This window comes from Micromonospora zhanjiangensis (assembly GCF_042650605.1).
Taxonomy (GTDB): domain Bacteria; phylum Actinomycetota; class Actinomycetes; order Mycobacteriales; family Micromonosporaceae; genus Micromonospora_J; species Micromonospora_J zhanjiangensis.
Genome location: NZ_JBHSBN010000007.1, coordinates 153,473 through 177,677 on the forward strand (window position 1 = coordinate 153,473; position 24,205 = coordinate 177,677).

At 70.5% G+C, this 24,205-nt stretch carries 23 protein-coding genes and 2 pseudogenes; 10 read left to right on the plus strand and 15 right to left on the minus strand.

The window, feature by feature from the left end; all coding sequences use genetic code 11:
* Positions 1-17: 17 nt before the first annotated feature.
* Positions 18-872, minus strand: a complete 855-nt coding sequence (locus tag ACFOX0_RS13015) for a hypothetical protein (RefSeq protein WP_377545149.1) — start codon at positions 870-872, stop codon at positions 18-20.
* A gap of 174 nt (positions 873-1,046) precedes the next feature.
* On the opposite strand from ACFOX0_RS13015, the gene ACFOX0_RS13020 reads away from it, so the two are divergent.
* Positions 1,047-1,352, plus strand: a complete 306-nt coding sequence (locus ACFOX0_RS13020; protein ID WP_377545151.1) for a GntR family transcriptional regulator — start codon at positions 1,047-1,049, stop codon at positions 1,350-1,352.
* A gap of 10 nt (positions 1,353-1,362) precedes the next feature.
* On the opposite strand, the gene ACFOX0_RS13025 is transcribed toward ACFOX0_RS13020, so the two are convergent.
* Together ACFOX0_RS13025 and ACFOX0_RS13030 are read right to left on the minus strand one after the other, a co-directional pair.
* Complete coding sequence (locus ACFOX0_RS13025) at positions 1,363-1,944, minus strand: Uma2 family endonuclease (RefSeq protein WP_377545153.1); 582 nt, start codon at positions 1,942-1,944, stop codon at positions 1,363-1,365.
* Positions 1,945-2,009: 65 nt separating this feature from the next.
* The gene (locus ACFOX0_RS13030; protein ID WP_377545155.1) at positions 2,010-2,528 is read right to left on the minus strand and encodes a GNAT family N-acetyltransferase; all 519 of its coding nucleotides are present in this window, start codon (positions 2,526-2,528) and stop codon (positions 2,010-2,012) included.
* Positions 2,529-2,631: 103 nt separating this feature from the next.
* Here ACFOX0_RS13030 and ACFOX0_RS13035 point away from each other — a divergent pair, with 103 nt between their 5' ends.
* Positions 2,632-3,159, plus strand: a complete 528-nt coding sequence (locus tag ACFOX0_RS13035; RefSeq protein WP_377545157.1) for a GNAT family N-acetyltransferase — start codon at positions 2,632-2,634, stop codon at positions 3,157-3,159.
* A 68-nt stretch (positions 3,160-3,227) separates the two neighbouring features.
* Here the strand turns inward: ACFOX0_RS13035 and ACFOX0_RS13040 are convergent, their stop codons facing one another.
* The 3 genes from ACFOX0_RS13040 to ACFOX0_RS13050 form a co-directional block, all read right to left on the minus strand.
* Positions 3,228-4,436, minus strand: a complete 1,209-nt coding sequence (locus tag ACFOX0_RS13040; RefSeq protein WP_377545159.1) for a PP2C family protein-serine/threonine phosphatase — start codon at positions 4,434-4,436, stop codon at positions 3,228-3,230.
* 157 nt (positions 4,437-4,593) lie between these two features.
* The gene (locus ACFOX0_RS13045) at positions 4,594-4,755 is read right to left on the minus strand and encodes a DUF1877 family protein (RefSeq protein WP_377545161.1); all 162 of its coding nucleotides are present in this window, start codon (positions 4,753-4,755) and stop codon (positions 4,594-4,596) included.
* 52 nt (positions 4,756-4,807) lie between these two features.
* A complete protein-coding gene (locus ACFOX0_RS13050; protein WP_377545163.1) occupies positions 4,808-5,578 on the minus strand; it encodes a class I SAM-dependent methyltransferase in 771 nt (256 codons plus the stop codon).
* A gap of 449 nt (positions 5,579-6,027) precedes the next feature.
* On the opposite strand from ACFOX0_RS13050, the gene ACFOX0_RS13055 reads away from it, so the two are divergent.
* Both ACFOX0_RS13055 and ACFOX0_RS13060 read left to right on the plus strand, forming a co-directional pair.
* The gene (locus tag ACFOX0_RS13055; RefSeq protein ID WP_377545165.1) at positions 6,028-7,791 is read left to right on the plus strand and encodes a sulfatase; all 1,764 of its coding nucleotides are present in this window, start codon (positions 6,028-6,030) and stop codon (positions 7,789-7,791) included.
* Positions 7,792-7,844: 53 nt separating this feature from the next.
* Positions 7,845-8,585 carry a Type 1 glutamine amidotransferase-like domain-containing protein gene (locus ACFOX0_RS13060; protein ID WP_377545167.1) on the plus strand — a complete coding sequence of 247 codons (741 nt, stop codon included), beginning with the start codon at positions 7,845-7,847 and terminating at the stop codon, positions 8,583-8,585.
* Between the two features lie 55 nt (positions 8,586-8,640).
* Here the strand turns inward: ACFOX0_RS13060 and ACFOX0_RS13065 are convergent, their stop codons facing one another.
* Together ACFOX0_RS13065 and ACFOX0_RS13070 are read right to left on the minus strand one after the other, a co-directional pair.
* A complete protein-coding gene (locus tag ACFOX0_RS13065) occupies positions 8,641-9,003 on the minus strand; it encodes a PH domain-containing protein (protein ID WP_377545169.1) in 363 nt (120 codons plus the stop codon).
* Between the two features lie 68 nt (positions 9,004-9,071).
* Entirely contained in the window at positions 9,072-9,386 is a 315-nt protein-coding gene (locus ACFOX0_RS13070) for a 4a-hydroxytetrahydrobiopterin dehydratase (RefSeq protein WP_377545171.1), read from the minus strand.
* Between the two features lie 245 nt (positions 9,387-9,631).
* Here ACFOX0_RS13070 and ACFOX0_RS13075 point away from each other — a divergent pair, with 245 nt between their 5' ends.
* Positions 9,632-10,048 (plus strand): (deoxy)nucleoside triphosphate pyrophosphohydrolase, encoded by a 417-nt coding sequence (locus tag ACFOX0_RS13075; protein ID WP_377545454.1) that lies wholly within the window; start codon positions 9,632-9,634, stop codon positions 10,046-10,048.
* A gap of 70 nt (positions 10,049-10,118) precedes the next feature.
* Here ACFOX0_RS13075 and ACFOX0_RS13080 read toward each other — a convergent pair.
* From ACFOX0_RS13080 to ACFOX0_RS13110, 7 genes and pseudogenes are all read right to left on the minus strand, one after another.
* Positions 10,119-10,349, minus strand: a pseudogene (locus ACFOX0_RS13080) (succinate dehydrogenase/fumarate reductase iron-sulfur subunit); the annotation flags it as partial.
* A gap of 75 nt (positions 10,350-10,424) precedes the next feature.
* Positions 10,425-11,177 (minus strand): annotated as a pseudogene (locus ACFOX0_RS13085) (succinate dehydrogenase/fumarate reductase iron-sulfur subunit); the annotation flags it as partial.
* Positions 11,177-13,102 (minus strand): fumarate reductase/succinate dehydrogenase flavoprotein subunit, encoded by a 1,926-nt coding sequence (locus ACFOX0_RS13090; protein WP_377545173.1) that lies wholly within the window; start codon positions 13,100-13,102, stop codon positions 11,177-11,179. The gene ACFOX0_RS13090 and the pseudogene ACFOX0_RS13085, both read right to left, overlap by 1 nt.
* A 14-nt stretch (positions 13,103-13,116) precedes the next feature.
* Positions 13,117-13,938 (minus strand): hypothetical protein, encoded by an 822-nt coding sequence (locus ACFOX0_RS13095; protein WP_377545175.1) that lies wholly within the window; start codon positions 13,936-13,938, stop codon positions 13,117-13,119.
* Positions 13,939-14,236: 298 nt separating this feature from the next.
* Positions 14,237-15,622 carry a TldD/PmbA family protein gene (locus ACFOX0_RS13100; protein WP_377545177.1) on the minus strand — a complete coding sequence of 462 codons (1,386 nt, stop codon included), beginning with the start codon at positions 15,620-15,622 and terminating at the stop codon, positions 14,237-14,239.
* Entirely contained in the window at positions 15,619-17,055 is a 1,437-nt protein-coding gene (locus ACFOX0_RS13105; RefSeq protein WP_377545179.1) for a TldD/PmbA family protein, read from the minus strand. Before ACFOX0_RS13105 ends, ACFOX0_RS13100 begins: the two co-directional genes overlap by 4 nt.
* 105 nt (positions 17,056-17,160) lie before the next feature.
* The gene (locus tag ACFOX0_RS13110; RefSeq protein WP_377545181.1) at positions 17,161-17,715 is read right to left on the minus strand and encodes a Uma2 family endonuclease; all 555 of its coding nucleotides are present in this window, start codon (positions 17,713-17,715) and stop codon (positions 17,161-17,163) included.
* Between the two features lie 434 nt (positions 17,716-18,149).
* On the opposite strand from ACFOX0_RS13110, the gene ACFOX0_RS13115 reads away from it, so the two are divergent.
* The 5 genes from ACFOX0_RS13115 (at position 18,150) to ACFOX0_RS13135 (ending at position 24,204) form a co-directional block, all read left to right on the plus strand.
* Positions 18,150-19,205, plus strand: a complete 1,056-nt coding sequence (locus ACFOX0_RS13115) for an ABC transporter ATP-binding protein (RefSeq protein WP_377545456.1) — start codon at positions 18,150-18,152, stop codon at positions 19,203-19,205.
* Positions 19,206-19,284: 79 nt separating this feature from the next.
* Positions 19,285-20,307: an ABC transporter ATP-binding protein gene (locus ACFOX0_RS13120; RefSeq protein WP_377545183.1), complete on the plus strand. Its 1,023-nt coding sequence runs from the start codon at positions 19,285-19,287 to the stop codon at positions 20,305-20,307.
* Entirely contained in the window at positions 20,304-21,326 is a 1,023-nt protein-coding gene (locus ACFOX0_RS13125; protein WP_377545185.1) for an ABC transporter permease, read from the plus strand. Before ACFOX0_RS13120 ends, ACFOX0_RS13125 begins: the two co-directional genes overlap by 4 nt.
* A gap of 9 nt (positions 21,327-21,335) precedes the next feature.
* A complete protein-coding gene (locus ACFOX0_RS13130; RefSeq protein ID WP_377545187.1) occupies positions 21,336-22,331 on the plus strand; it encodes an ABC transporter permease in 996 nt (331 codons plus the stop codon).
* Positions 22,332-22,443: 112 nt separating this feature from the next.
* Positions 22,444-24,204 (plus strand): ABC transporter substrate-binding protein, encoded by a 1,761-nt coding sequence (locus ACFOX0_RS13135; RefSeq protein ID WP_377545189.1) that lies wholly within the window; start codon positions 22,444-22,446, stop codon positions 24,202-24,204.
* The last annotated feature ends 1 nt before the right edge of the window (position 24,205 follow it).

A 24,205-nucleotide genomic window follows, 5' to 3' on the forward strand; every position in this document is an offset into this window, starting at 1 on the left:
ACCGAGGCCCGGCCGGCTCACCGCTCACCGACCAGGGCGAGCACCAGCCGGGCCTGTTCGATGAGTAGCCGGGTCTGCTCGACGGTGAGCAGGTACTCGACCGACCGCTCGTCGGTGAACTCGAAGAGCACCACCGGGAGCGCCGGTGCCGTGGCGGGCTGCTCCAGCCACAGCCGCAACTGGACGGCCACACCGGGCAGGGCAACCGGGTACGGCGCCGAGCAGTGGATCCCCTCCATCCGGCAGATAGCGGCCCGCGTGCACCACTGCGGATGCTCCGGACCGTCCGGCGCCCCGGCCAGCGTCAGCGGCACCTCAACGGGCGGGATGCCCGGTACGGGGATCTGGTGGGTCACCTGCGGCCGGTCCGGCAGGCTGGCCGTGTCGAACTCGTACGCGCTGCCGCACGGTCGAGCGGCCAACGGACCGGCCGGGATGTGCAGCGGGGTGAGGCCGGTCCGGATCACCGCGGCGATCAGGTCGGTCAGGTGCTCGCGGCAGGCGTAGCCGTGACCGACCAGCGACGCATACGCGTCGGCGCCGGTGGGCCGGTAGACCTCGATCATCTGCATTCCGGGCTGACCGCACCCGGGCAGGTCCGGGATGATGCGCCGGACCGGCGGGCCGCCCGGCCCGATCGGCCAAGCGCCGGGACGAGTGAGGTCGAAGCCGTCGCCGCACCGCATGCCGCCGCCGTCACCGGCCGTTCGGTACGGGGTGAGGCCGGCCGCCGTGATGGCCGACTCGATGGCCGCGACGTGTGCCTGACACGCGTGCACCGAGCCGTCAGGGCTGCCGTCGGCCCGGCTGCAGATCTCGATCCGGATGGTGGCCGACTGCCCGCAGCCGGGCAGTTCAGGGATGATGTGCATGGGTCGCCTCCAGAGGCGATCAAGGGCCCGGCCGGTGTTGCAGTCACCGCGTCTCCGTCTGTCAGAGGGGACGGATAGTCCGCAGGTAGTCCGTGAAGGTCCGGCGACGTGAATCGAGGGTCGACTGCGAGCTCTTCTGTCACAGTAGGCCAACCTGTTCATCCTGTCTATTGAATGAACAGGCTGGACAGCATGGTGTGGCTGGACAGGTGGCACCGTGACGACATGATCGATCCTTGGTCACCTCGCTCGTTCGCTGAGCAGTTGGCCGATGCGCTACGGGCCAAGATCGACAGTGGTGAGTGGTCGCCTGGACGCAAACTTCCCGGAGAGGTCACCCTGGCGCAGACCTACGAGGTGGCGCGCGGCACCGTGCGGGCCGCGCTCGATCTGCTGCGTGAAGAGGGTCGGGTGGTCACCTTCACGGGGCGCGGCACGTTCGTCACGCCCGAGGCCACCGGGGATCCTGGCGCCCAATAACTGTCCAGACTCAGCTCCTGCGACCGGGCACCAGCCTGTTCAGGTCGAGTTTGATCGGGAACGGGGCGGAACTGCACAGTTCCTGGCGGTGAATCCCCGTCGGCGCGTAGGACAGCGTCGGACCGTCGAGTTCGTACGCGTGGACGACCGGAGACCCACCCTCGTCCTCGACGCGCCAGTAGTGCCCGATACCGGCTTCCGCGTACTTGCGTAGCTTGACCGTCCGGTCACGGTGCGCCGACTCCGGCGAGACCACCTCGACGACCAGCAGAACCTGTTCGGGCGTGTAGCAGGTGCGGTCCGGATCGTAGGGCGCCGTCGTGACAAGAACATCCGGTTCGGGGCGGTTCCACTCGTCGAGCCGGATCGTCATCTCCCGCTCGACCTCGATCCCGGCCGGCGCCTGTTCCGCGAGGGAGAGCACCAGCGCGGTGACGATCCGAGCATGCCAGGACCGCTGAGGGGACAGCATGAAGACGAGGGCACCGTCGATCAACTCGGTGTGACGCGGCGCTTGGGGAAGGTGGTCGAGGTCGTCGGCGAGCCATCCCTCAGGCCGAGGCGGGCGCATCCACTCGGGCACCGCGGTCATGCTGTCACCGTAGCGTTCGGTAAATAGCTTCCTGGGCTGCTGGCTCAGCGGTGTCTTGCGTCCGTTCAGCTGGGCGGGGTCGGCGGCGTGCTGTCGACCAGGGCGTAGTGGCGCAGCCGTACGGGTCGGCCCTCGGGACTGGTCCATGCCGCGGTGGTGGAGTGGGTGTGCCGCCAGCCGGTCCGTTCGTAGAGGACGACGGCGGCGGCCGACCGGGGGGCATCGACGATCTCCAGGGTGAGGTCGGACCGGTGCTCGGCGGCCCATTCGCGGGCTTTGTGCAGCAGCCTGGTCGCCAGGTTGTAGCGCCGGGCGGTCGGTGCGACGAACAGACGGCTGACCTCGGCCCCGGTCGCGGGGACGGCGCCTGGGGACACCACACGGTGGACGGCGACGTGGCCGACCACGGTGTTGTCGCCGGTCTCGGCGACCCACCCGTGCAGGGCGTTTTCCGGGGCCAACCATCGAAGCGGGTCGGCGGGCCAGTTGAGCGGATAGCCGTCGAGGCGGTGTACGTCGCCGAGAACCGGAAGGCACCGGCGCAGGTCCGCCGGTTCCCGGTCCCGGATGGTCAGGTCGTCCATCCGGCCATCCTCGCGGTCCGGACCGTCATGGCGCGCACCGGGCACGTGCGCGGCGCCGGAAAAAGGCGGCGCGCCGCCGCGGTGCCCGTGCCAAACTCCGGGCGTGGACGACGTCGAGATTCCCGCTCCGGGGCTGCTGCTGCGGCCCTGGCGGGTGGACGACGCGCCGGCCGTCCTGGCGGCGCTGACCGACCCGGCCGTCGAGCGGTGGAACGCCCAGGGCGTCACCGACCTGGAGCGGGCGACGGACTGGATCCGCCGCCGGGCGGACTGGAGCGACGGCAGCCACGTGTCGCTGGCGGTGACCGATCCGAGCGGTGAAACGCTCTCGGGGGCGGTTTCGCTGCACCAGATCCGCGGTGACAACGCGGCGGTCGGATACTGGACCGCCGCCGGTGCCCGGGGTCGTGGCGTCGCCTCGCGGGCGGTCGACGCCCTCACCACCTGGGCCTTCGGCGAGCGTTGTCTGCACCGGATCGAGATCGTCCATGCGGTCGCAAACGAGGCGTCCTGCCGCGTCGCCACCCGCGCCGGCTACCGCCTCGAAGGCACCATGCGCGAATCCCACCGCTACGGCGACGGTCGCCGCCACGACGAGCACCTGCACGCCCGCCTCGCCACCGACACCTGACGCGGCACCGTAACGATCGGCGCGATCCTGGCGCCGAGGGGCTGTTCCACGCCACGTTCGGGAGGCGATCAGAGTCTGCGCAGGGCGAGCAGGGCGATGTCGTCGGCCGGGTGCTCGGCGTCGAGGGTGGCCATCACCGTCGCGGCCACCGTGTCGACCGGGGCCTGCGGTACGGCCGCCACCAACCGGGCGACGCCGTCGTCGAAGACTTCGCCGCGCCGCTCGACGAGCCCGTCGGTGTACGCGACCAGGACCGCGCCCGGCGGGAAGTCGACCGTGGTGGTCTGCCGGCGGGGGTCCCGGTTGCCGATGCCGAGCGGCGGGTCGATGTGCGCGGCGACCACGCTGGTCGGTCGCCCCGGCACGGCCAGCACCGGTCGGGGATGCCCGGCCAGCGAGACGCGCATGGTGGACCGGTCCGGCGAGATCATCACGTACAGGGCGGTGGTGAGGCTGCCGGCCTCGAAGTGGACCACCTTCCGGTTGAGCAGGGTCAGTGCCTCCGCCGGGTCGTCACAGACCAGGGCGTACGCGCGCAGCGCGCTGCGGACCCGACCCATCACCACCGCGGACTGGAGCCCGTGTCCGGAGACGTCGCCGACGACCAGGCCCACCCCGCCGGAGGGCAGGGTGAAGACGTCGTACCAGTCGCCACCAACCCCGGAGGCGTGGCCGGGCACGTACCGTCCGGTCATTTCCAGGCCCGGCAGGTCCGGCAATTCGGTGGGAATCAGACTCCGTTGCAGGGCCAGCGCGGCGGCGTGGTCCAGGCTGTTCGCGCGGGCCCGGCTGGCCAGGCTGACCCGGTCGGCCACCAGCTCCAGCAGGCGTACGTCGTCCGGGGTGAACCGGCGGGGTGTGAGCGAGCCGACGTGCAGCACGCCGACCAACTGCCCCTGTGCGGTGATCGGCACGCCCAGCAAAGACCGGATGCCGGTGTCCAGCAGGATCGGGTTGACCACCCTGTCCGAGGTGAGGTCCTGGATGATCACCGGTCGCTGGGTGAGGGCCACCTGACCGGCGAACCCGCGACCGACCGAGACCCGGAAACCCTGCCGGACCTCCTCCTCCAGGCCCTTCGCCGCGGTGGCCACCAGTTGCTGGGCGCGTACGTCGAGCAGGAGGATCGCGGCGGTGTCGACTTGGAGCAGGTCGCGTACCCGGTCGAGCAGTTCGTCGAAGAGGTCCGCGACGTCGAGCCGGGACAGCGTGGCGTCGGTCACCGCCTCGATGCGACGTAACCGCTGCTCTTCTCCTGGTGCTTCTGTACGGACCACCCCAGGATCGTAGTTGCGTCGCGGCAATTTCTGCTCGTGACGGCCGAGATGCTCTCGGGAGGCGGCGTCACGACCACATGTGGGTCATGGCGGGCGAACGGGGCATGACCGGTCCGCCGGCGGCCAACTCGGACATCCCGCTGGCGACCGCGGTGCATCAGAAGTCGAAGCTGCGGATCGCCGCCGCGCCCTCGCCGGCCGTCTCCACGAAGAAGGCGACCAGGCTCTGGTAGTAAGGCTCCAGGTAGTCGAGGTCACCGTCACCGTCCCAGAACCGGGGGTAGACCGGTGAGCGGATTCTGGCACCCGGATACGACACCTCCGGGATGCGCGGTCGCGCGGTCGGATCGGGATCCGCGACGCGTGCCGCGTCAGGAGGGAGGCGGACGGTCAGTCCCCGAGGGACCGGCGGACAGGCGGTAGACGGAGACGTGCGAGCGCGAGTCGGCGGTGAACTCGGCGCCGGACCAGTCGGCGTGCCGGCTCTCCAGCTCGAAACCGGCCAACTGCCCCATGAGGTCGAGTTCCGCCGGCCAGATGTACCGGTGCGGGCTGCGGAACAGCTGTGCCTCGGTGCCCTCGCCGAACCGGAAGTGGTGCGACACCACGTGCTGGTTCAGCACGTCGTAGGTGTCCAGGCCGATGTAGTCCGGCTCACAGTGCCAGACGGTGGCGCGCTGGCCCGGCGGCAGCTTGCGCAGCTCGGGCACCCAGAGCTCGATCACGAACCGACCGCCGGGACGCAGGTGCCGGGCGGCGTTGCGGAAGCAGGCCACCTGCTCGGCCTGGGTCAGCAGGTTGGAGATGGTGTTGTAGACCAGGTAGACGAGGGTGTACTCGCCGGGGGCGGAGGCGGTCGCCATGTCGCCGACGATCACCGGGATGGTCGCCTCGTCGACCTTGGCGCGCAGTCGCTCGATCATCGGCTCCGACAGTTCGATGCCGGTGACCGGCACCCCACGTTCGGCCAGCGGAACGGCCACCCGCCCGGTCCCGATCGCGAACTCGAGCGCCCGTCCGGCACCGGCGAGTTCGGCGAGGCGCCGCGCGGTCGGTGTCAGCACGTCCGGCGCGAACATGCCGGTGCCCGGGGTGTCATAGCGCCGGGCCGTGTCGGTGTCCCAGATCTTCGCCTGCTGCATGTCGCCCACGATCACCGGCCGCGCGGTCCGCTGTCCAGGTATTTTCGCGCGGCCATCGGACCGTCCGCGGAGGCTCAGGTCCGCAAGGAGCCGGTCACGTTCGGACCACCCGACCAGTAGAAGCACCGGACTCCCCGGTCACCGCGGTCCCACGCCTCCCGCGAGGGCGCCCGGAACGTGTCCCGGGTGGACTGTCGGAAAGCCACCATGAGTCACGGTTGTCGCGTACGGGATACGAGGGTTAACTGGCGGCGCCTGAACCGAACGCGGCTGATCAGCCGTATAACGGATCGGCACCGCGACACCGTACGCCCGGCGCTCGCGGTGGCCACGGGCAACGACCCGCGTTGCCAGCCTTCGCACCCAAAGGGGCCCCTGGTTTGTCGTTCAACCCGCGTTCCTGGCAGTTGTCGTTCCGGAGCCGGCCGTCCACGCACGGCGATCCGCCGGTGACGGACGCGTCCCCGGTGACGCCGGGCGACGGTCCGCCGACGGACACGGCAGCCCTCGCCACCGCGGCCACCGACGCGGTCGCCGGTACCGGCACCGACGCGGACACCGGCGGCGGCCGGCGGGGGGCGCGGCTCGTGGTCACCCGGTCGACCACCGTGCTCGCGGCGGTGTTCGTACTGGCCGCGCTGGTCCTGCCGAACGCGGGCGTGCCCCTGTCGCTCGGCGCGTTCCTGCGCATCCCCGTCGAAGGGCTGGTCGTCGTCGCGCTGCTGCTCGTCCTGCCGGGGACGCCGCGCACGGTGCTGGCGGCGCTGTTCGGCGCGGTGCTCGGCGTGCTGACCGTCGTGAAGATCGTCGACTTCGGCTTCTACTCGGTGCTCGTCCGGCCGTTCGACCTGGTCCGCGACTGGAGCCTGTTCGCCGACGGGTACGGCTTCGTCCGGGACTCGTTCGGCCAGCTCGGCGCGGTGGGCGCCGCGACCGCGGCGGTCGTGCTGGCCGTGGGCGTACCCGTGCTCATGACCCTGGCGGCGCTGCGGTTGGCCCGGGTGGTGCGGCGGCACCGGCGGCCGGCGGCCGGTACGGCGGGCGCCCTGGCTGCCGCCTGGGTGGTCTGCGCGGTGTTCGGCGCGCAGCTCGTGCCGGGTGCGCCGGTCGCCGCGAGCAGCGCGGCCGGCCTGGCCTACGGTCGCACCCTCCAGGTCCGGGACGGCCTGCGCGACCGGCAGGTGTTCGCCGGCGAGGCGGCGGTGGACGCGTTCAAGGAGGCCGACACCGACCGGCTGCTGTCCGGCCTGCGCGGCAAGGACGTCATCGTCTCGTTCGTGGAGAGCTACGGACGGTCGGCGGTCGAGGACCCGGAGATCTCGCCCCGGGTGGACGCCGCGCTGGCCGCCGGGACCGAGCGGCTGAACGCCGCGGGGTACGCGTCCCGCAGCGGCTGGCTCACCTCGCCGACCGCCGGCGGCGGGAGCTGGCTGGCCCAGGCAACCCTGCTGTCCGGGCTGTGGATCGACAACCAGCAGCGGTTCAACGACCTCGTCACCAGCGACCGGCTCACCCTGACCAGTGCCTTCAAGAAGGCGGACTGGCGGACGGTGGGGGTGATGCCGGGCATCACGGCGGCCTGGCCGGAGGGGTCCTTCTACGGCTACGACCAGGTCTACGACAGCCGCAAGCTCGGCTACAAGGGACCCAGCTTCGGCTGGTCGCCGATGCCGGACCAGTACACCCTCGCCACGTTCCAGCGGGCCGAGCGCGGGCGGACGGACCGACCGCCACTGATGGCGGCGATCCCGCTCACCTCCAGCCACGCGCCCTGGGTGCCGCTGCCCCGGTCGGTCGACTGGCACGAGGTCGGCGACGGCTCGATCTACGGGCCGATGGAAGCCGCCGGGAAGAACATCGACGACGTCTGGCCGGACCCGCACAAGATCCGTGCCGAGTACGCCAAGTCCGTCGAGTACTCGCTGGACACGTTGGTCTCCTATGTGGAGAAGTACGGCGACGACAACCTGGTCCTGGTCTTTCTCGGCGACCACCAGCCGGTGCCGGTGGTGACCGGGGCCGGTGCCGGCCGGGACGTACCGATCACCATCGTCGCCCGGGATCCGGCCGTGCTGAACCGGATCGCCGGCTGGGGTTGGCAGGACGGCCTGAAACCGTCGCCGCAGTCACCGGTGTGGCGGATGGATGCGTTCCGGGACCGGTTCCTGACCGCCTTCGGGACGCCCGGCGCGGCCGCCCGTTCCCGGCACTGAAAGCGGGTCGGGCAGGATGGGGCAGAGGTCCACGATCACGAGGAGCGTCCGCGATGCCCGCAGCCGAACCGACCATCCTCGCTACCAGCATGGGTTTCGACCGGCGCGGTCGAGGCCCGTACGACCTGGACCCGGGTCGGGTCTTCGACTGTCTCGCGGAGCTGGCCGGTGCCGGCGCCGACGAGCCGGTGAAGCTCTGCTGTCTCGGGCAGGCCAGCGGTGAGTCGACGAGCTGGCTGACCGCCGTCTACGGCGCGTTCGCCGGCACCCGGTTCCGGGTTTCCCACCTCAATTTGTTCCCCATGCCGAACCTGGCCGACATCCGCGCCCACCTGCTCGACCAGGACGTGATCTGGGTGGGCGGCGGCAGCGTCGCCAACCTGATGGCGCTCTGGCGGGTGCACGGGCTGGACGAGATCCTGCACGACTGCTGGCAGGCCGGAGTGGTGCTGGGCGGCGTGTCGGCCGGCTCGATCTGCTGGCACACCGGCGGTCCGACCGACAGCTTCGGCCCGCGGCTGCGCCCGTTCACCGACGGGTTGGGGTGGCTGCCGTACGGCAACGGGGTGCACTACGACAGCGAGAAGCAACGCCGGCCGTTGATGCACCTGCTGGTCAACGCCGAGGTCTTCCCGGTCGCGCACTGCACCGACGACGGGGTGGGGCTGGTCTACCGGGGGACCCGACTGGCCGAGGCGGTCGCGGACCGCGAGGGCGTCTTCGCGTACGAGGTGAGCCGCGCCGCCGACGGCACGGTGACCGAGACGGTGATCACCCCGCGCCTGCTCGGCTGAGCCCGGCCGCCCGGCCGGGGCCGTTCCCCGATCCCCGGCCGGGCGGCGGGCCCGGTCAGGAGATGTAGTGCAGGATCACGTTGTGCACGTGGTGGCTCTTCTGGTCGCCGCGGAACTCGACCTCGTAGGTGTGCGCGCCGACGTGGATGGCGATCGCCCCGGTGGAGAAGAACGACCCGCCCCAGGACTTGTTGCTGACCACGCTCACGCTGGTGATCTTCGAGTACGGGATGCTGGTGATCGCGAACCGCTTGCCGACGAACGACTTGTCCTGGATGATCACCCGCCGATCGGTCAGGCCGATGAACCCGGTGCCGGTGCCGATCGCGTCGTAGACCGCGATGATCTCCTCGCCGTCGAGCAGACCGCTCTGGATCTGCTGGAACTGCTCCCGCCGGTCATAGGTCACGTTAGCCATGTCCGCGAGGGTAGGAGGTCCGTGCCAGTGCCGGCCCGGGTGGCGCGGACGGCGGTGGTGCCGGAGGATCAGTCCTCGTCGTGGGTCAGGGCGCGGTGGACGTCCTCGATCCGGGCCGCGAGGGTGACCTCACGGTCGGTCAGCTCGTCGCAGTCCCGGGGAGTGATCTTGATTTGGGTACGCCCGTCCAGCCGGCGGATCTCCGGCCGCAGGTTCAGCACGTCCGCCGCGATCTTGGTGCGTTCGGTCAGCTCGGCGTGCTGGGCGTCGGTCAGCACCAGAGTGCGCTTGATCAGGCACCCCTCGCGGATCCAACCGTCCAACTGCGCGAGCGCGTCGTCGAGGTGATCCCGCTCGGCCCTGCTCCACAGAGCGCGTATCACCACCGCACCTCCCGGGCGTCGTTGCCGGCTCGTGGCCAAATCGTCGCCATGTCGTTGTCTTGACCGGTGAACTCTAGTCTGTCGGGTGACCGTGTCAGTGCCAAGGCCCACACTTCCGGGTTGTGCTGGCCATGAGGATGATTCCGGTACCCGAACCGGCGATTGATCTGGCACCCTTGACCGCCGTGTACACCGAACGGGCGAAGGATGGCGGCGGCCGCCGGCGGGAGGATCGGTCCGTGCAGGTGGTGGTGGGTGCGGCGATCGTCGCCGCGGGCCGGGTGCTGGCCTGTGCCCGGGTCAATCCCCCCGAAGTAGCAGGTAAGTGGGAGTTTCCCGGCGGCAAGGTCGAACCGGGCGAAACCGAGACGGCGGCCCTGGTCCGCGAGTGCGCCGAGGAACTCGACGTACGGGTCGAGGTGGCCGGCCGGGTCGGCCGGGACGTGTCGATGGCGCACGGCCGCGCGGTGCTCCGGGTGTACCTGGCCCGGCTGGTCGGCGCGGACCGGCCGCGGGCGCTGGAGCACGCCGGGATGCGCTGGCTGGCCGCCGATGAACTGGACAGCGTCACCTGGCTGCCGGCCGACGTGCCGGTGGTGGCGGCCCTGCGCCCCCTGCTCACCGCCGAGCCGGAGCGCCCGGACCGGGCCGGCGGCGGATAGCCCAAGGACCGGCGACCTGAAAGCCGCCGGTCCTTGACCGGTGAGAACGGACAACCCGTCGAGAGGCGGATCAGTCCTGGTCGGGGTGCGCGTAGTTCAGCCCGTGACTGGGCAGCGGGAACTGGACATCCTCCCCGAACGGGGACGGCGCGGCCGGCCGGTCGAAGGTCAGCTCGGTGATCGGGAGCTTGCCGGTCCCGTCCACCGGGGGCTTCTGCGGCTGCGGCACCTGCCGGTGCCAGTTCACGCCGCGCTCGGCCTGCTCCTCCGCGACAACGTCGTGGGACGCGCCGTGGGTGTGCGCCCCGCCGGGCGCGTGAACCGCCCCGAGGTCGCTCGGGTCACGGCGAGTGCCCTGGTCGTGGGCGTGCTCGCCCTTGCCGCGTCGGAAGATCTTGCTGCCTAGCCACACAACTGGATCGTACCTGCGGTCGACGACGCGTTCCTTCATCGGGATGATGGCGTTGTCGGTGATCTTGATGTGTTCGGGGCAGACCTCGGTGCAGCACTTGGTGATGTTGCAGAACCCGAGACCCTGTTCCGCCTGGGCGTACTCCTTGCGGTCGGTCTTGGCGTCCAGCGGGTGCATGTCCAGCTCGGCGGCCCGAATGAAGAACCGCGGCCCGGCGAACGCCTGCTTGTTCTCCTCGTGGTCACGCACCACGTGGCAGGTGTTCTGGCACAGGAAGCACTCGATGCACTTGCGGAACTCCTGCGACCGCTCCACGTCGACCTGCTGCATCCGGTACTCGCCCGGTGCCAGGTCCGCCGGCGGCGCGAAGGCCGGGGTCTCCCGGGCCTTCTCGTAGTTGAACGAGACGTCGGTGACCAGGTCCCGGATGATCGGGAAGGTCCGCAGCGGGGTGACCGTGACGGTCTCGGACTCCTCGAAGGTCGACATCCGGGCCATACAGCCCAGCCGGGGCATGCCGTTGATCTCCATCGAGCACGAGCCGCACTTGCCGGCCTTGCAGTTCCACCGGCAGGCGAGGTCGGGTGCCTCGGTGGCCTGCAACCGGTGGATGACGTCCAGGACCACCTCGCCCTCGTTCACCTCGACCTGGTAGTCCTGCAGGTCGCCGCCGGACTCGTCGCCCCGCCAGATCCGGAATTGGCGCTTGGTACCCATTACTTGCCCGCCTCCTCAGCGAGAGCGTCCTGCGTGAGGGCGTCGAAGTCGGCGAGCTCCTCGTCGGTCAGGTACTTGGCCAGCTCGGCCCGGTCGAAGAGCTGGATCAGCTCCGCCCGCATCTTCGGCAACGGCTGGTGCGCGAGGTGCACCTTCTCCCCGTCGAGCGAGCAGACCAGGTTGACCTTGCGCCAGTCCGGCACCATCGTCGGGAAGTCCTCGCGGGTGTGACCGCCGCGCGACTCCTCCCGCTCCAACGCCGCCTTGGCGGTGCACTCCGAGACGACCAGCATGTTGCGCAGGTCCAGCGCCAGGTGCCAACCCGGGTTGTACCGGCGGCCGCCGGTGGCGCTCACCTTCGCCACCCGCTCGCGCAGCTCGGCCAGCCGGACCAGGGCGTCCTCCAGCTCACCCTTGCGCCGGATGATGCCGACCAGGTCGCCCATCACCGCCTGCAGGTCCTGCTGCAGCTTGTACGGGCTCTCGCCGGTCTCCCGGTTCAGCGGGGCGAGCGCGGTCTCCACGGCCGCCTCGGCGGCGGTGACGCCGACCGTGGGGCGGGCGGGCAGCTCGTCCACGTACCGGGCGGCGTGCTCGCCGGCCCGCTTGCCGAAGACCAGCAGGTCCGACAGCGAGTTGCCGCCGAGCCGGTTGGAGCCGTGCATTCCGCCGGAGACCTCGCCGGCGGCGAACAGCCCGCGTACGGTGCCGGCCGCCGCGCCGGAGTCCGGGTCGACCTCGACGCCACCCATCACGTAGTGGCAGGTCGGGCCGACCTCCATCGGTTCCTTGGTGATGTCGACGTCGGCCAGCTCCTTGAACTGGTGGTACATCGACGGCAGTCGGCGGCGGATCTCCTCGGCCGACTTGCGGGAGGCGATGTCCAGGTAGACGCCGCCGGCCGGCGTACCGCGGCCGGCCTTGACCTCGCTGTTGATCGCGCGGGCCACCTCGTCCCGGGGCAGCAGCTCCGGCGGGCGCCGGTTGCTGTCCGGGTCGGTGTACCAGCGGTCCGCCTCCTCCTCGGTCTCCGCGTACTGCTTGCGGAAGACGTCGGGGACGTAGTCGAACATGAACCGCTTGCCGTCGGAGTTCTTCAGCACGCCGCCGTCGCCGCGGACCGACTCGGTGACCAGAATGCCCTTCACCGAGGGCGGCCAGACCATGCCGGTCGGGTGGAACTGGAGGAACTCCATGTTGATCAGCGTCGCGCCGGCCCGCAGGGCGAGCGCGTGCCCGTCGCCGGTGTACTCCCAGGAGTTCGAGGTGACCTTGTACGACCGGCCCACCCCGCCGGTGGCCAGCACCACCGCCGGCGCCTCGAAGAGCACGAACTCGCCGGACTCGCGGTAGTAGCCGAACGCGCCCGCCACCCGGTCGCCGTCCAGCAGCAGCTCGGTGATCGTGGTCTCGGCGAACACCTTGATCCGCGCGTCGTACGAGCCGAACTCGGCCTTGTCCTCCTGCTGCAGCGAGACGATCTTCTGCTGCAGGGTACGGATGAGTTCCAGGCCGGTCCGGTCACCGACGTGTGCCAGCCGGGGGTACTCGTGCCCGCCGAAGTTGCGTTGCGAGATCTTGCCGTCCTTCGTCCGGTCGAACAGCGCCCCGTACGTCTCCAGCTCCCAGATCCGCTGCGGCGACTCCTTCGCGTGCAGCTCGGCCATCCGGAAGTTGTTCAGGAACTTCCCGCCCCGCATGGTGTCCCGGTAGTGCACCTGCCAGTTGTCCCGGCTGTTCACGTTGCCCATCGCGGCGGCGGCGCCGCCCTCGGCCATCACCGTGTGCGCCTTGCCGAACAGCGACTTGGAGATGATGGCGGTCTTCTTGCCGGCCAGCCGGGCCTCGATCGCCGCCCGCAGGCCGGCGCCACCGGCACCGATGACGACGACGTCGTAGTGGTGTCGTTCGATTCGCGTAGTCATGTCGTTTCAGGCCCTCAGTTGATGAACCGCAGGTCGGGGAACCAGCCGGCGGACAGCGCCATGATGTAGAAGTCGGTCAGCGCCAGCGTCCCCAGGGTGATCCAGGCCAGCTGCATGTGCCGGACGTTGAGCTTGGAGACGAACGTCCAGAACCGGTACCGCACGGGGTGCTTGGAGAAGTGCTTGAGCCGGCCACCGGCGATGTGCCGGCAGGAGTGGCAGGAGACCGTGTACGCCCACAGCATCACCACGTTGCCCAGCAGGATCACGTTGCCCAGGCCGAAGCCGAAGCCCTTCGGGCTGTGGAACGCCAGCACCGCGTCCCAGGTGTTGATCAGGGAGATGATCACCGCGGCGTAGAAGGCGTACCGGTGCAGGTTCTGGCCGAGCAGCGGGAACCGGGTCTCGCCGGTGTAGGTCTTGTGCCCGTCCGGCACCGCGCAGGCCGGCGGCGACAGCCAGAACGACCGGTAGTAGGCCTTCCGGTAGTAGTAGCAGGTCAGCCGGAACAGCAGCAGGAACGGCAGGGTCAGCGCCGCGTCCGGGATGATCCACCAGCCGGGCAGCAGCTGGCCGAAGTGGGCCGCCTCCGGCACGCACCGCGCGGTGACGCAGGGGGAGTAGAACGGGGTGAGGTAGTGGTACGCCTCGACCCAGTAGTTGTTGTGCATGAAGACCCGGACGGTGGCGTACGCGACCCAGGCGCTGAGTCCGACCACCGTGATCAGCGGCGCGAACCACCAACGGTCGGTACGCAACGTCTTCGCCGCGATGGCGGCGCGTGGTCGCACCCGCCCCGGCTGCAGGGCCGGCGGAGTGGCCGACTTCGTTGTCATGTGAAAACTCCCTGACGGGGCCCGGTCTGGCTGACGGGCGCGAACGTTTCCTCCGGCGGGGCGCGCGGGGCAGGGGAGACCCGCGGCCGCGTCACCTACGCGCTGGCGCACCGCACCGGGGCCACCCGGCGCAGTCCGGTGCACACGTTACGCCGCACGTCGACGGCCGTATGCGCAAGGGAGTGTCGCGTGTGCCATGCCCGTTGGGAAGGCCCTGGCGGGCGTTTTGCGGGTGGTTGTGGAGAACTTCACTCCGAAGATCAGCGATGGCCGGGTCGGCGGATCAGCGATGGCCGGGTCAGCCGGAGGCGGTGCCGGTGAAGTTCCAGGTGGCGAGGTGCAGGGCCGGGGCGGTCCAGTACGCACTGTCCCAACTGTCCGGCTGTCGGGTGGCCTGCCGGCCGACCGCCCGCACCGCGCCGGGGGCCAGCCCGGCCGGGTACGACTGGGTGAACCGCAGGTCGCGGACCGGCCGGGTGACCTCACCGTTCTCGATCAACCACACACCGTTGCGGGTCAGGCCGGTGACGACCAGGCGCTTCGGGTCCAGCACCCGGGTGTACCAGAAGTCGGTGACCAGCAGCCCCCGGCGTACCCCGGGCAGCAGGGCGGCGGTGGCCGAGTCCACCACCGGACCGGCCACCTCGGTGACCGGCGGCGCGGTGACCGGATCGCCGGCCGGCTCCAGCCGCAGGCTCAGCGGCAGCGGCCCGAACGACGGCGCGGCCAGCGCGTTGCCGGTGGAGGCGGCCCTGGCCTCGGCGGCGGTCCGCCGGTCGTGCGCGACCGCGGCGGTGACACCCGAGTCGACCAGGGTGACCCGGCCTCGGGGCGTGCCCTCGTTGTCGAACGGCAACGCCGGTGTGCCGACCCCGTCGTCGACCAGGGTGAGCTGCCGGTCGAACTGCTCGGTACCGGGTTCGGCGAAGGACTGCCGGTCGTTGAAGTTCTTGCCGTTGAAGCCGTAGTAGGCGAGGTTCTGCAGGATGTCGGCGACCGCCGCCGGTTCGAGCAGGACCTCGTACCGGTCGGCGGGCAGCTCGACCGGGTCGACGCCGGCGCGCGCCTTCGCCGCGGCCCGGGCCCCCAGCACCGCGCCGTCCAGGTCGGCCAGCCGGTCGGCGGAGAGCCGGGCCACCCCGTCCGCGCCGGTGGCCCGGGCGATCCCGTCCATCGCCGCGTCGGCGCCGCGGCCGGTCACCGCCTGGCCGGCCGAGTTGACGAACGCGCCGGCCCGGTACGTCGTCCGGCAGAAGCCCGCGGTCTCCAGCCCGCCGGCCGCGGCCACGAAGGCGCGGACCCGTTCGGCCCGCTCGTCCGGCGACGCCTGCGCGGTCGGTTCGTCGAACAGGCCGGCGTGCCCGACCGGGACGGGCGGCGCCAGGCCCGGCCAGCCGGGATCGGGCGGGCAGAGCCGGGCGGCGGCGATCGTGCGCTCCACCAGGGCACGCAGCCCGTCCGGGTCGACCACGGTGCTGGAACCGGTGGCGGTCCGGCCGGCGAGGTGCAGCCGGAGCCGGACCGCGGTGGTCACGTCGGCCACGTTCTGGTGGATGGCCGAGTTGGCGAACCGGGTCAGCGCCAGCTCCGACCGACGGGCCGACACCTCGGCCTGCGCGTCCGGGCCGGCCAGCCGGCGGACCAACTCCACCACCTGCCCGGCGAGCTCCAGTTCGGTCGTCACCCGCGCACCCCCACCCGTACGTTCGTGAACCGGGCCGGCGCCGCCGGGTGCCCGGTGTGGCCGATCTGGCCCGGTTGGCCCTTGCCGCAGTTCGGCGTGCCCCAGGCGACGCTCTCCGCGGAGAGCATGTCCATCGACCGCCAGAACCGCGGGCCGATCCCGGTGTAGGTGGGGTTGCGCAGCATCCGGCCGCGCCGGCCGTTCTTGACCTCCCAGCCGATCTCGCAGCCGAACTGGAAGTTGAGCCGCTTGTCGTCGATCGACCAGGACCGGTTGACGTCCATCAGCACCCCGTCGTCGGTGGCGGCGATGATCTCGTCCAGAGTGTGCGGGCCGGGCTCCAACCCGACGTTCGTCATCCGCACCATCGGCAGCCGGGACCAACCGTCGGCCCGGACGCTGCCGGCGTAGTCCAGCCCGGCGACGGCGGCCGAGTCCCGGCCGGCGAGCACGCCGACCCAGCGCCCCTCGCGGACCGCGTCCCGCTTGGCGGCCGGGGTGCCCTCGTCGTCGAAGCCGAAGCTGCCCAGCGCACCCGGGATGGTCGGGTCGATGGTGATGTTCATCAGCTCGGACCCGTAGCGCAGCGAGCCGAGCTGGGCCAGGTCGAGCCAGGAGGTGCCGGCGAACGCGGCCTCCCAGCCGAGGATCCGGTCCAGCTCGATGGCGTGCCCCACGGACTCGTGGATCTGCAGGGCGAGTTGCTCGCCGCCGAGGATGAGCGTGGTCTCACCGGCCGGACACTGCGGCGCGGTGAGCAGCTCGCGCGCCTCCTGCGCGATCCGGGCCGCGTGCGCGGTCAGGTCGAGCGAGTCGACCAGCTCCCAGCCGGCGGTGCCGTACTGGCCGCGGTGGCTCGGGTAGGAGCGCCGCTGGGTCTCACCGTCGCCGACGGTGGTGGCCCAGATGCCCGCGCCGCACTCCCGGATGTGCTGGTCGATCCGGTGCCCCTCGCTGGAGACGAACCACTTGCCGGTGTCCCAGACCTGGTAGATCCCCTCGGCCAGGTCCGCGCCGTGCTCGGTCATCGTCCTGGTCGCGCCGGTGAGCAGGTCGCCCTTGTCGGACAGCGGCACGCCGAGCGGGTCGATCCGGCAGTCGGAGGACCAGCTGCCGGTGACCCCGGTGGCCGGGATCAGCCCGGTGCCGGGGCCGGGCACCCGGGCGCTCGCGGCGGCGATCTTCGCGGCCCGGGTGCCGGCCGCGCGGGCCGCGGCGTCGGTGAGATCGGGTACGGCGGAGAAGCCCCACCCCGAGCCGACCAGCGCCCGTACGCCGATGCCGGCGTCCTCGTGCTGGGCCAGTTCCTCGATCTCGCCGTTGCGGGCGGACATCGACTCGTACCGGCGGTGCATCACCCGCGCGTCGGCGTATCGGGCGCCGGCGTCCAGCGCCGCCTGCACCGCGGCGGTGGCCACGTCGAAGTGGGTCATGGCTGCGACCCTATGCGAGATCCGGACCGCCGGCGGCCCGGCGAGCGCGACGAACCGGGCGGGCGACCCCGCGTCCCGCGGTCGGCGGCCGGGCGGGTGTCGCGGTCAGCGGCCGGGCAGCAGCCGCTCGGGATCCAGGTCCACGGTCACCGGTTCAGTGAGCCGCAGGACGGTGCCCGGCTTGGTCACCGAGTGCGCGACGTAGTGCGGGCCGGAGCGCCGGTGCAGGTGCAGGGTGCCGGTGTCCTGCTCGACCAGCAGGTACCACGGGATGCCGGCGGCGGCGTAGTAGTGCATCTTGAGCACCCGGTCGGTCGAGGCGTTGCTCGGCGAGATGATCTCGCAGACCAGCTGGACCGCCGCGGCGTCGATGACCAGCTCCCTGAGATCGATGTCTGTGGTGATCACCAGGTCCGGGATGGCCAGTCGGCCGTGCTTCAGCCGGATGTTGACAGCCTCCAGCAGCTGTAGCCCGACGGATTCGGCCGCGGGTTCCAGGGCGTTGCCAAGCCGTCGCGAGATCCGCTGGTGCCATGGTGTGGGTGCTGGGGTCACGTACAGGCTCCCGTCGAAGAGTTCGACGCGTTCGGGGGTTTCGCCCAGCGCGAGGTACTCCTCCTCGGTCCACGGCCCGCCGTGTCCGAAAATCGCCGCGGTCATCCGCACCTCCGCTTCGTCACGCCCGACAGTTTCCCGCCCGGCCCGCACACCATCTCGGATATTACGGTGCGTGGCGTGTCCGTGTCCGGTCCGGCTAATGAGGGACCATCGGGTGAACCGTTCCGGCCTGCCGCGCGATCGGTGGGAAGGACTGTTTCGGCGGACCGGTCGGCCGGTGGTTGCCACCACCTCGGATATTTGTGGCGACGGTCCCGTCTCACCCATGCCCGGCGGTGACCTGGGCCGATGCCCGATGCGAACTCGTTACCCGACCCCCGCTGACAGGCTTCGTCTATGTAGCTTAGTTTCACCCCCTAAGCCGTTTTGCAGGTTACCTACGCCATCCCGGTCGTCGCTCGCTGAGCGTGACGGACAGGATATGTGCTGGGGCGATCCGCGAGGCGGACGGACGAGAGGGGAGGCGGCCCGTGGTCATGCCGGCATCGGCGCGGTCCGACGGCCCGTACCTGCAGGTCGACGACCTCAGGGTGCGGTTCACCACAGAGGACGGTGTGGTCCGGGCGGTGGACGGTGTCTCGTTCACCGTGGAGCGCGGACGGACCCTCGGCATCGTGGGCGAGTCCGGTTCCGGCAAGAGCGTGACCAGCCTGGCCATCCTCGGCCTGCACGACCCGATGCGGACGGAGATCAGCGGCGCGATCCGGGTCGGCGGGCGGGACCTGGTCGGCCTCGACGACGAGCAGATCCGCCGGCTGCGCGGCCGGGACATGGCGATGATCTTCCAGGACCCGCTGTCCGCGCTGCATCCCTTCTACACCGTCGGCCGGCAGGTCGCCGAGGCGTACCGGATCCACCACCCGGCCGCCGGGCGGGCCGCCGCGCGCCGGCGGGCCGTGGAGATGCTCGACCGGGTCGGCATCCCGCAACCCGACAAGCGGTACGACCAGTACCCGCACGAGTTCTCCGGCGGCATGCGGCAACGGGTGATGATCGCGATGTCCCTGGTCAACGACCCGGATCTGCTGATCGCCGACGAGCCGACCACCGCGCTGGACGTGACCGTGCAGGCCCAGATCCTGGACCTGCTGGCCGACCTGCAGGCCGAGTTCAACTCCGCGATCATCCTGATCACCCACGACCTCGGCGTGGTCAGCCAGGTCGCCGACGACGTGCTGGTGATGTACGGCGGGCGGGCGGTCGAGCACGGTGGCGTGGAGCAGGTGCTGCGCCGGCCGCAGCACCCGTACACCTGGGGGTTGCTCTCCAGCGTGCCGTCGTTGCGCGGCGACGCCGACGCGGACCTGCTGCCCATCAAGGGCAACCCGCCGAGCCTGATCAACCTGCCGGCCGGCTGCGCGTTCCATCCGCGCTGCCGCTACGCGGGGCGCAACGGCGACCGGTCCTTCACCGACGTGCCGGAGTTGCGGCAGGTCCAGGAGCGGGGTCACCTGGTGGCCTGCCACCTGCCGGAGGACGACCGGAAGCGGATCTACGCGGAGGAGATCGCACAGGTGGGAGTGGCTCGGTGAGCGCGAGGAGTGAGCCGGTTTTGCGAGCCCCGCAGTCGCGAACGGAGGCGCCGCTGTGACGGTGGACGAGCATGGCCCGGTGACCGAACCCGGCGCCGCGCCGGCGGAACCCGGCGGGCCGGACCGCGAGCCGTTGCTCACGGTCCAGGGCCTGACCAAACACTTCCCGGTCCGCGACGGGTTCCGGTCCGCGGGCGCGGTCCGGGCCGTCGACGGCCTGGACTTCGAGGTACGCCCCGGCGAGACGCTCGGCCTGGTCGGCGAGTCCGGCTGCGGCAAGACCACCACCGGCCGGATGCTGGTCCGGTTGCTCGAACCGACCGACGGCCGGATCGTCTTCGCGGGTCGGGACATCACCCACGCGGGCCGGTCGGCCCTGCGGCCGCTGCGCCAGGACCTGCAGATCATCTTCCAGGACCCGTACGCCTCGCTGAACCCCCGGCACACGGTGGGCCGGATCGTGGCGATGCCGTTGCAGGTCAACGGGATCACTCCGCCCGGCGGGGTGAAGCGGCGGGTGCAGGAACTGCTGGAGACGGTGGGCCTGAACCCCGAGCACTACAACCGTTACCCGCACGAGTTCTCCGGCGGTCAGCGGCAGCGGATCGGCATCGCCCGGGCGCTGGCCCTGCGGCCCAAGCTCATCGTCGCCGACGAGCCGGTCTCCGCGCTGGACGTGTCCATCCAGGCCCAGGTCATCAACCTGCTGCGGGACCTGCAGCGGGAGCTGGACCTGGCGTTCGTGTTCATCGCCCACGACCTGGCCGTGGTGCGGCACTTCTGCCAGCGGGTCGCGGTGATGTACCTCGGCAAGATCGTGGAGATCGGCGACCGGGCCGACATCTACGAACGGCCGCAGCACCCGTACACCCGGGCGTTGCTGTCGGCGATCCCGGACGTCACGAAGCTCGGCCCGGCGGGCCGGATCCGGCTGACCGGGGACGTGCCGACGCCGCTGAACCCGCCGTCCGGCTGCCGGTTCCGGACCCGGTGCTGGAAGGCCCAGGACGTCTGCGCCACCGACGAGCCGGCGCTGACGTCCCGGGACGGCGGCCGGCAGGCGACGGCCTGTCACTTCCCGGAGAAGGGGGTCCTGGCGTGACCGAGAACCGGATCGGTGGGCCGGTCGGGCTGGACGTGGCGGCCGACCCGGTGGAGCCGGGCGCGGCGCCGCCCGGCGTCACGGCCAAGGAGTTCGTCGGCCGGTCGCCCGGTCAACTGGCCTGGTTGCGGCTGCGGCGGGACCGGGTGGGCATGGTCAGCGGCGGCGCGTTGGTCTTCTTCGTCCTGCTGGCGGTGGCCGCGCCGCTGGTGGCCCGGGTGTACGGCAAGAGCCCGGAGGACCGGTTCAGCAAGCTGCTGGACCGCAACGGCAACCCGCTCGGCTACGCCGGCGGAATGAGCCCGGAGCACTGGCTGGGCATCCAGCCGCGGCTGGGCCGGGACATCTTCATCCAGATCGTGTACGGCCTGCGCACGTCGCTGATGGTGGCCTTCACCGCGGCGGTGCTGACCATCGCGTTGGGCATCCTGATCGGCATCGTCGCCGGTTACCTCGGCGGCAAGGTCGACGCGGTGATCAGCTGGTTCACCGACCTGACGCTGGCGTTCCCGTTCTTCATCTTCTGCTTCGCCTTCGTGCCGATCACGGTGGCCCAGTTCTACGGGCCCCGGGACCAGGAGGCGAGCTGGTTCCGGCCGCTGTTGCTGGTGCTGATCTTCGCGCTGTTCAACTGGACGTACACCGCGCGGCTGGTCCGTGGCCAGGTGCTGTCGCTGCGGGAGCGGGAGTTCGTCGAGGCGGCCCGGGCGTCCGGCGCGGGCCTGGGGCACATCCTGTTCCGGCAGTTGCTGCCCAACCTGTGGGCGCCGATCCTGGTGACCTTCTCGCTCAACGTGCCGGCCCTGATCACCGCGGAGGCGGCCCTGTCCTTCCTCGGCATCGGCATCCTGGAACCCACCCCCGACCTCGGCCGGTTGATCTCCGACAGCGTGGTCTACCTGCGGGACGACCCGGCGTTCACGATGACCGGCGGCGTCACCCTCTTCCTGCTGGTGCTCTCGTTCAACCTCTTCGGCGACTCGCTGCGCGACGCGCTCGACCCGAAGTCGACCCGATAGGCGGCCCGTATGTTCCGCTTCGCCATCAAGAAGGCGCTGCTGGCGATCAGTACGCTGTTCGCGGTCAGCGTGCTCACCTTCGCCCTGTTCTTCGCGGTGCCGACCAACCCGGCCGAGCTGATGTGCGGCAACCGCAAGACCTGCAGCACCGAACAGCAGCAGGCGATCGAGCGCCGGATGGGCCTGGACAAGCCGATCGTCACCCAGTACGCCGACTTCATGACGGGCATCGTGACCGGCCGGACGTTCGGCGAGGGCGACGGCGCGCGCAGGTGCCCGGCGCCCTGCCTGGGCTACTCGTTCCGCAACGACGAGCCGGTGACCGCGATCCTCGGTCGGACCCTGCCGGTCACGTTGAGCATCGTGTTCGGGGCCGCCGTGGTCTGGCTGGTCATCGGGATCAGCATCGGCATGATCTCGGCGCTGCGCCGGGGCACCGTCTTCGACCGGCTGGCGGTGGTTACGTCGCTGGTGGGCGCATCGATGCCGATCCTGCTGTTCGGACCGTTGCTGCTGATCATCTTCGTCTACGAGGGCGGCCTGCTGTCCTACCCGCAGTACGTCCCGCTCACCCAGGACCCGCTGAAGTGGGCGTCCGCCATGGTGCTGCCCTGGATCGCGTTGGGCTTCCTCAACTCGGCCTCGTACGCCCGGCTGTCCCGGGCGCAGATGCTGGAGACGCTCTCCGAGGACTTCGTCCGTACCGCCCGGGCCAAGGGCCTGGCCAAGGCGAAGGTCTACGGCCGGCACGCGCTGCGGGCGGCGATCACCCCGATCGTCACCATCGCGGGCCTGGACCTCGGCACCTACCTCGGCGGCACGGTGATCACCGAGACGATCTTCGGGTTCACCGGCCTGGGCAAGGCGTCCCTGAACGCGGCGATCAACCTGGACATGCCGCTGGTGATGGCCACGGTGTTGCTGGCCGCGGTCTTCATCATCGCCTGCAACGTGGTCGTCGACGCGCTGTACGCGGTGATCGACCCGAGGGTGCGGCTCGGGTGACGGTGCCGCCGGTCCGACGCGCCACCCGCGCGGACGAGGCGTTACCCGAAAGAAATATTCGATATTGATAATCAGCCCGGAGAATTTCTCCAGGATCGGGAGGGGACGATTTATGCGACCAAGACGTGCGGTGGCCGCCACGGGCATCGCGATGCTGCTCGCGGCCGCGGCCCTGGGCGGGTGCTCGAAGAACACCGGCGAGGGCGACTCGGGGCAGGAGGAGACCCAGCAGCAGTCCAGCGCGATCTCCACCGACCCGAAGGACTCGCAGGGGCCGGCCCCGGAGGTCGAGGGCGCCAAGAAGGGCGGCACCCTCAAGCTGCTCCTGGAGACCGACTTCGAGCACCTCGACCCGCAGCGGTCCTACCTGGTCAAGGCGATGTCGACCGAGCAGATGCTGGTCCGCACGCTGACCGCGTTCCGCGAGGACGGCAAGGGCAAGCTGACCCTGATCGGTGACCTGGCCGAGAACCCCGGCAAGGACGTCAACGGCGACTGCAAGAACTGGGAGTACACCCTCAAGAAGGGCGTCAAGTACGAGGACGGCTCCGAGATCAAGGCGGCCGACGTCGCGTACGGCATCGCCCGGTCGTTCGAGGAGTCGATCGACGGCGGCCCGACCTACATCCAGGAGTGGCTGGCCGACAACCCCGAGTACAACGCGCAGTACAAGGGGCCGTACACCTCCGGCAACGTCAACGTGCCGGGGCTGACCGTCGACGGTGACTACGGCCTGAAGTTCAGCTTCAAGCAGCCGCACTGCGACCTGCCGTTCGCCCTCGCGCTGCCGTCCGGCTCGCCGGTGCCGCAGGCCAAGGACACCAGGACCGAGTACGACCGGCGGATCTTCTCCTCCGGCCCGTACAAGATCAAGGAATACCTGAAGGACCAGCGGCTGGTCCTGGAGCGCAACCCGAACTGGGACCCGAAGACCGACCCGCTGCGGCACGACTACCCGGACAACATCGTGGTCGAGTTCGGCGCCCCGGCGACCGCGCAGACCGAGCGCATCCTGGCCGCCTCCGGCGACGACGCCAACACCGTCGCCTGGGAACCGGTCCCGCAGTCGCTTGTCGACCGGGTTCTCAAGGGCGACCAGGCGATCAAGGACCGGACCATCAACCGGACCGACCCGTTCGTCTGGGTACTGAGCATCAACAACGAGCGGATCAAGGACCTCAAGGTCCGCCAGGCGATCGGCTGCGCCCTCGACAAGCAGGGCATCCTGCTCACCCAGGGCGGCGAGGCGGCCGGCAAGCTGACCAACACCCTGCAGGCCGACACCACCATCGGCTGGAAGAACTACGCCGACCCGACCGGCTGCGGACCGACCGGTGACCCGGAGAAGGCCAAGCAGCTGCTCGGTGGCCAGAAGGTCAAGCTGGCCTTCATGTCCCGCAACACCGAGTACGGCCAGCAGACCGCGCCGGTGGTGAAGCAGAGCCTGGAGAAGGCCGGCTTCGAGGTCGTCGTCTCCAACGTGGACCGGCCGCAGCACAACCCGATCGCCCGCACCCGCGGCAACCAGTACGACATCTACATCTCCAACTGGGCCGCCGACTGGCCGAGCGGCGCGTCCACCATCCCGGTGCTCTACGACGGGCGCAAGCTCGGCCCGAAGGGCAACTCGAACGTCTCCTACTTCAACGCCGACGACGTCAACGCCGAGATCGACAAGGCGTCGAAGCTGCCGGCCGGCGAGGCGGGCGACGACTGGGCGAAGATCGACCAGATGATCCAGGAGAAGTACTACCCGGTCGTGCCGATCTACCAGTCCAAGACGATCAGCGTGCACGGCTCCAAGGTCGGCGGCCTGATCTTCTCCAACAACCTCGGCACCGAGGTCCTCTACAACGCCTACCTCAAGCAATGAG

Excerpts from the sequence above, each read along its gene's own strand:
- ACFOX0_RS13115 (WP_377545456.1), top strand. The coding sequence starts at position 18,150 with ATGCCGGCATCGGCGCGGTCCGACGGCCCGTACCTGCAGGTCGACGAC.
- ACFOX0_RS13030 (WP_377545155.1), bottom strand. The coding sequence starts at position 2,528 with ATGGACGACCTGACCATCCGGGACCGGGAACCGGCGGACCTGCGCCGG.
- ACFOX0_RS13065 (WP_377545169.1), bottom strand. The coding sequence starts at position 9,003 with ATGGCTAACGTGACCTATGACCGGCGGGAGCAGTTCCAGCAGATCCAG.
- ACFOX0_RS13110 (WP_377545181.1), bottom strand. The coding sequence starts at position 17,715 with ATGACCGCGGCGATTTTCGGACACGGCGGGCCGTGGACCGAGGAGGAG.
- ACFOX0_RS13135 (WP_377545189.1), top strand. The coding sequence starts at position 22,444 with ATGCGACCAAGACGTGCGGTGGCCGCCACGGGCATCGCGATGCTGCTC.
- ACFOX0_RS13060 (WP_377545167.1), top strand. The coding sequence starts at position 7,845 with ATGCCCGCAGCCGAACCGACCATCCTCGCTACCAGCATGGGTTTCGAC.
- ACFOX0_RS13020 (WP_377545151.1), top strand. The coding sequence starts at position 1,047 with ATGAACAGGCTGGACAGCATGGTGTGGCTGGACAGGTGGCACCGTGAC.
- ACFOX0_RS13105 (WP_377545179.1), bottom strand. The coding sequence starts at position 17,055 with ATGACCCACTTCGACGTGGCCACCGCCGCGGTGCAGGCGGCGCTGGAC.
- ACFOX0_RS13130 (WP_377545187.1), top strand. The coding sequence starts at position 21,336 with ATGTTCCGCTTCGCCATCAAGAAGGCGCTGCTGGCGATCAGTACGCTG.
- ACFOX0_RS13095 (WP_377545175.1), bottom strand. The coding sequence starts at position 13,938 with ATGACAACGAAGTCGGCCACTCCGCCGGCCCTGCAGCCGGGGCGGGTG.
- ACFOX0_RS13050 (WP_377545163.1), bottom strand. The coding sequence starts at position 5,578 with ATGCAGCAGGCGAAGATCTGGGACACCGACACGGCCCGGCGCTATGAC.
- ACFOX0_RS13015 (WP_377545149.1), bottom strand. The coding sequence starts at position 872 with ATGCACATCATCCCTGAACTGCCCGGCTGCGGGCAGTCGGCCACCATC.
- ACFOX0_RS13090 (WP_377545173.1), bottom strand. The coding sequence starts at position 13,102 with ATGACTACGCGAATCGAACGACACCACTACGACGTCGTCGTCATCGGT.
- ACFOX0_RS13025 (WP_377545153.1), bottom strand. The coding sequence starts at position 1,944 with ATGACCGCGGTGCCCGAGTGGATGCGCCCGCCTCGGCCTGAGGGATGG.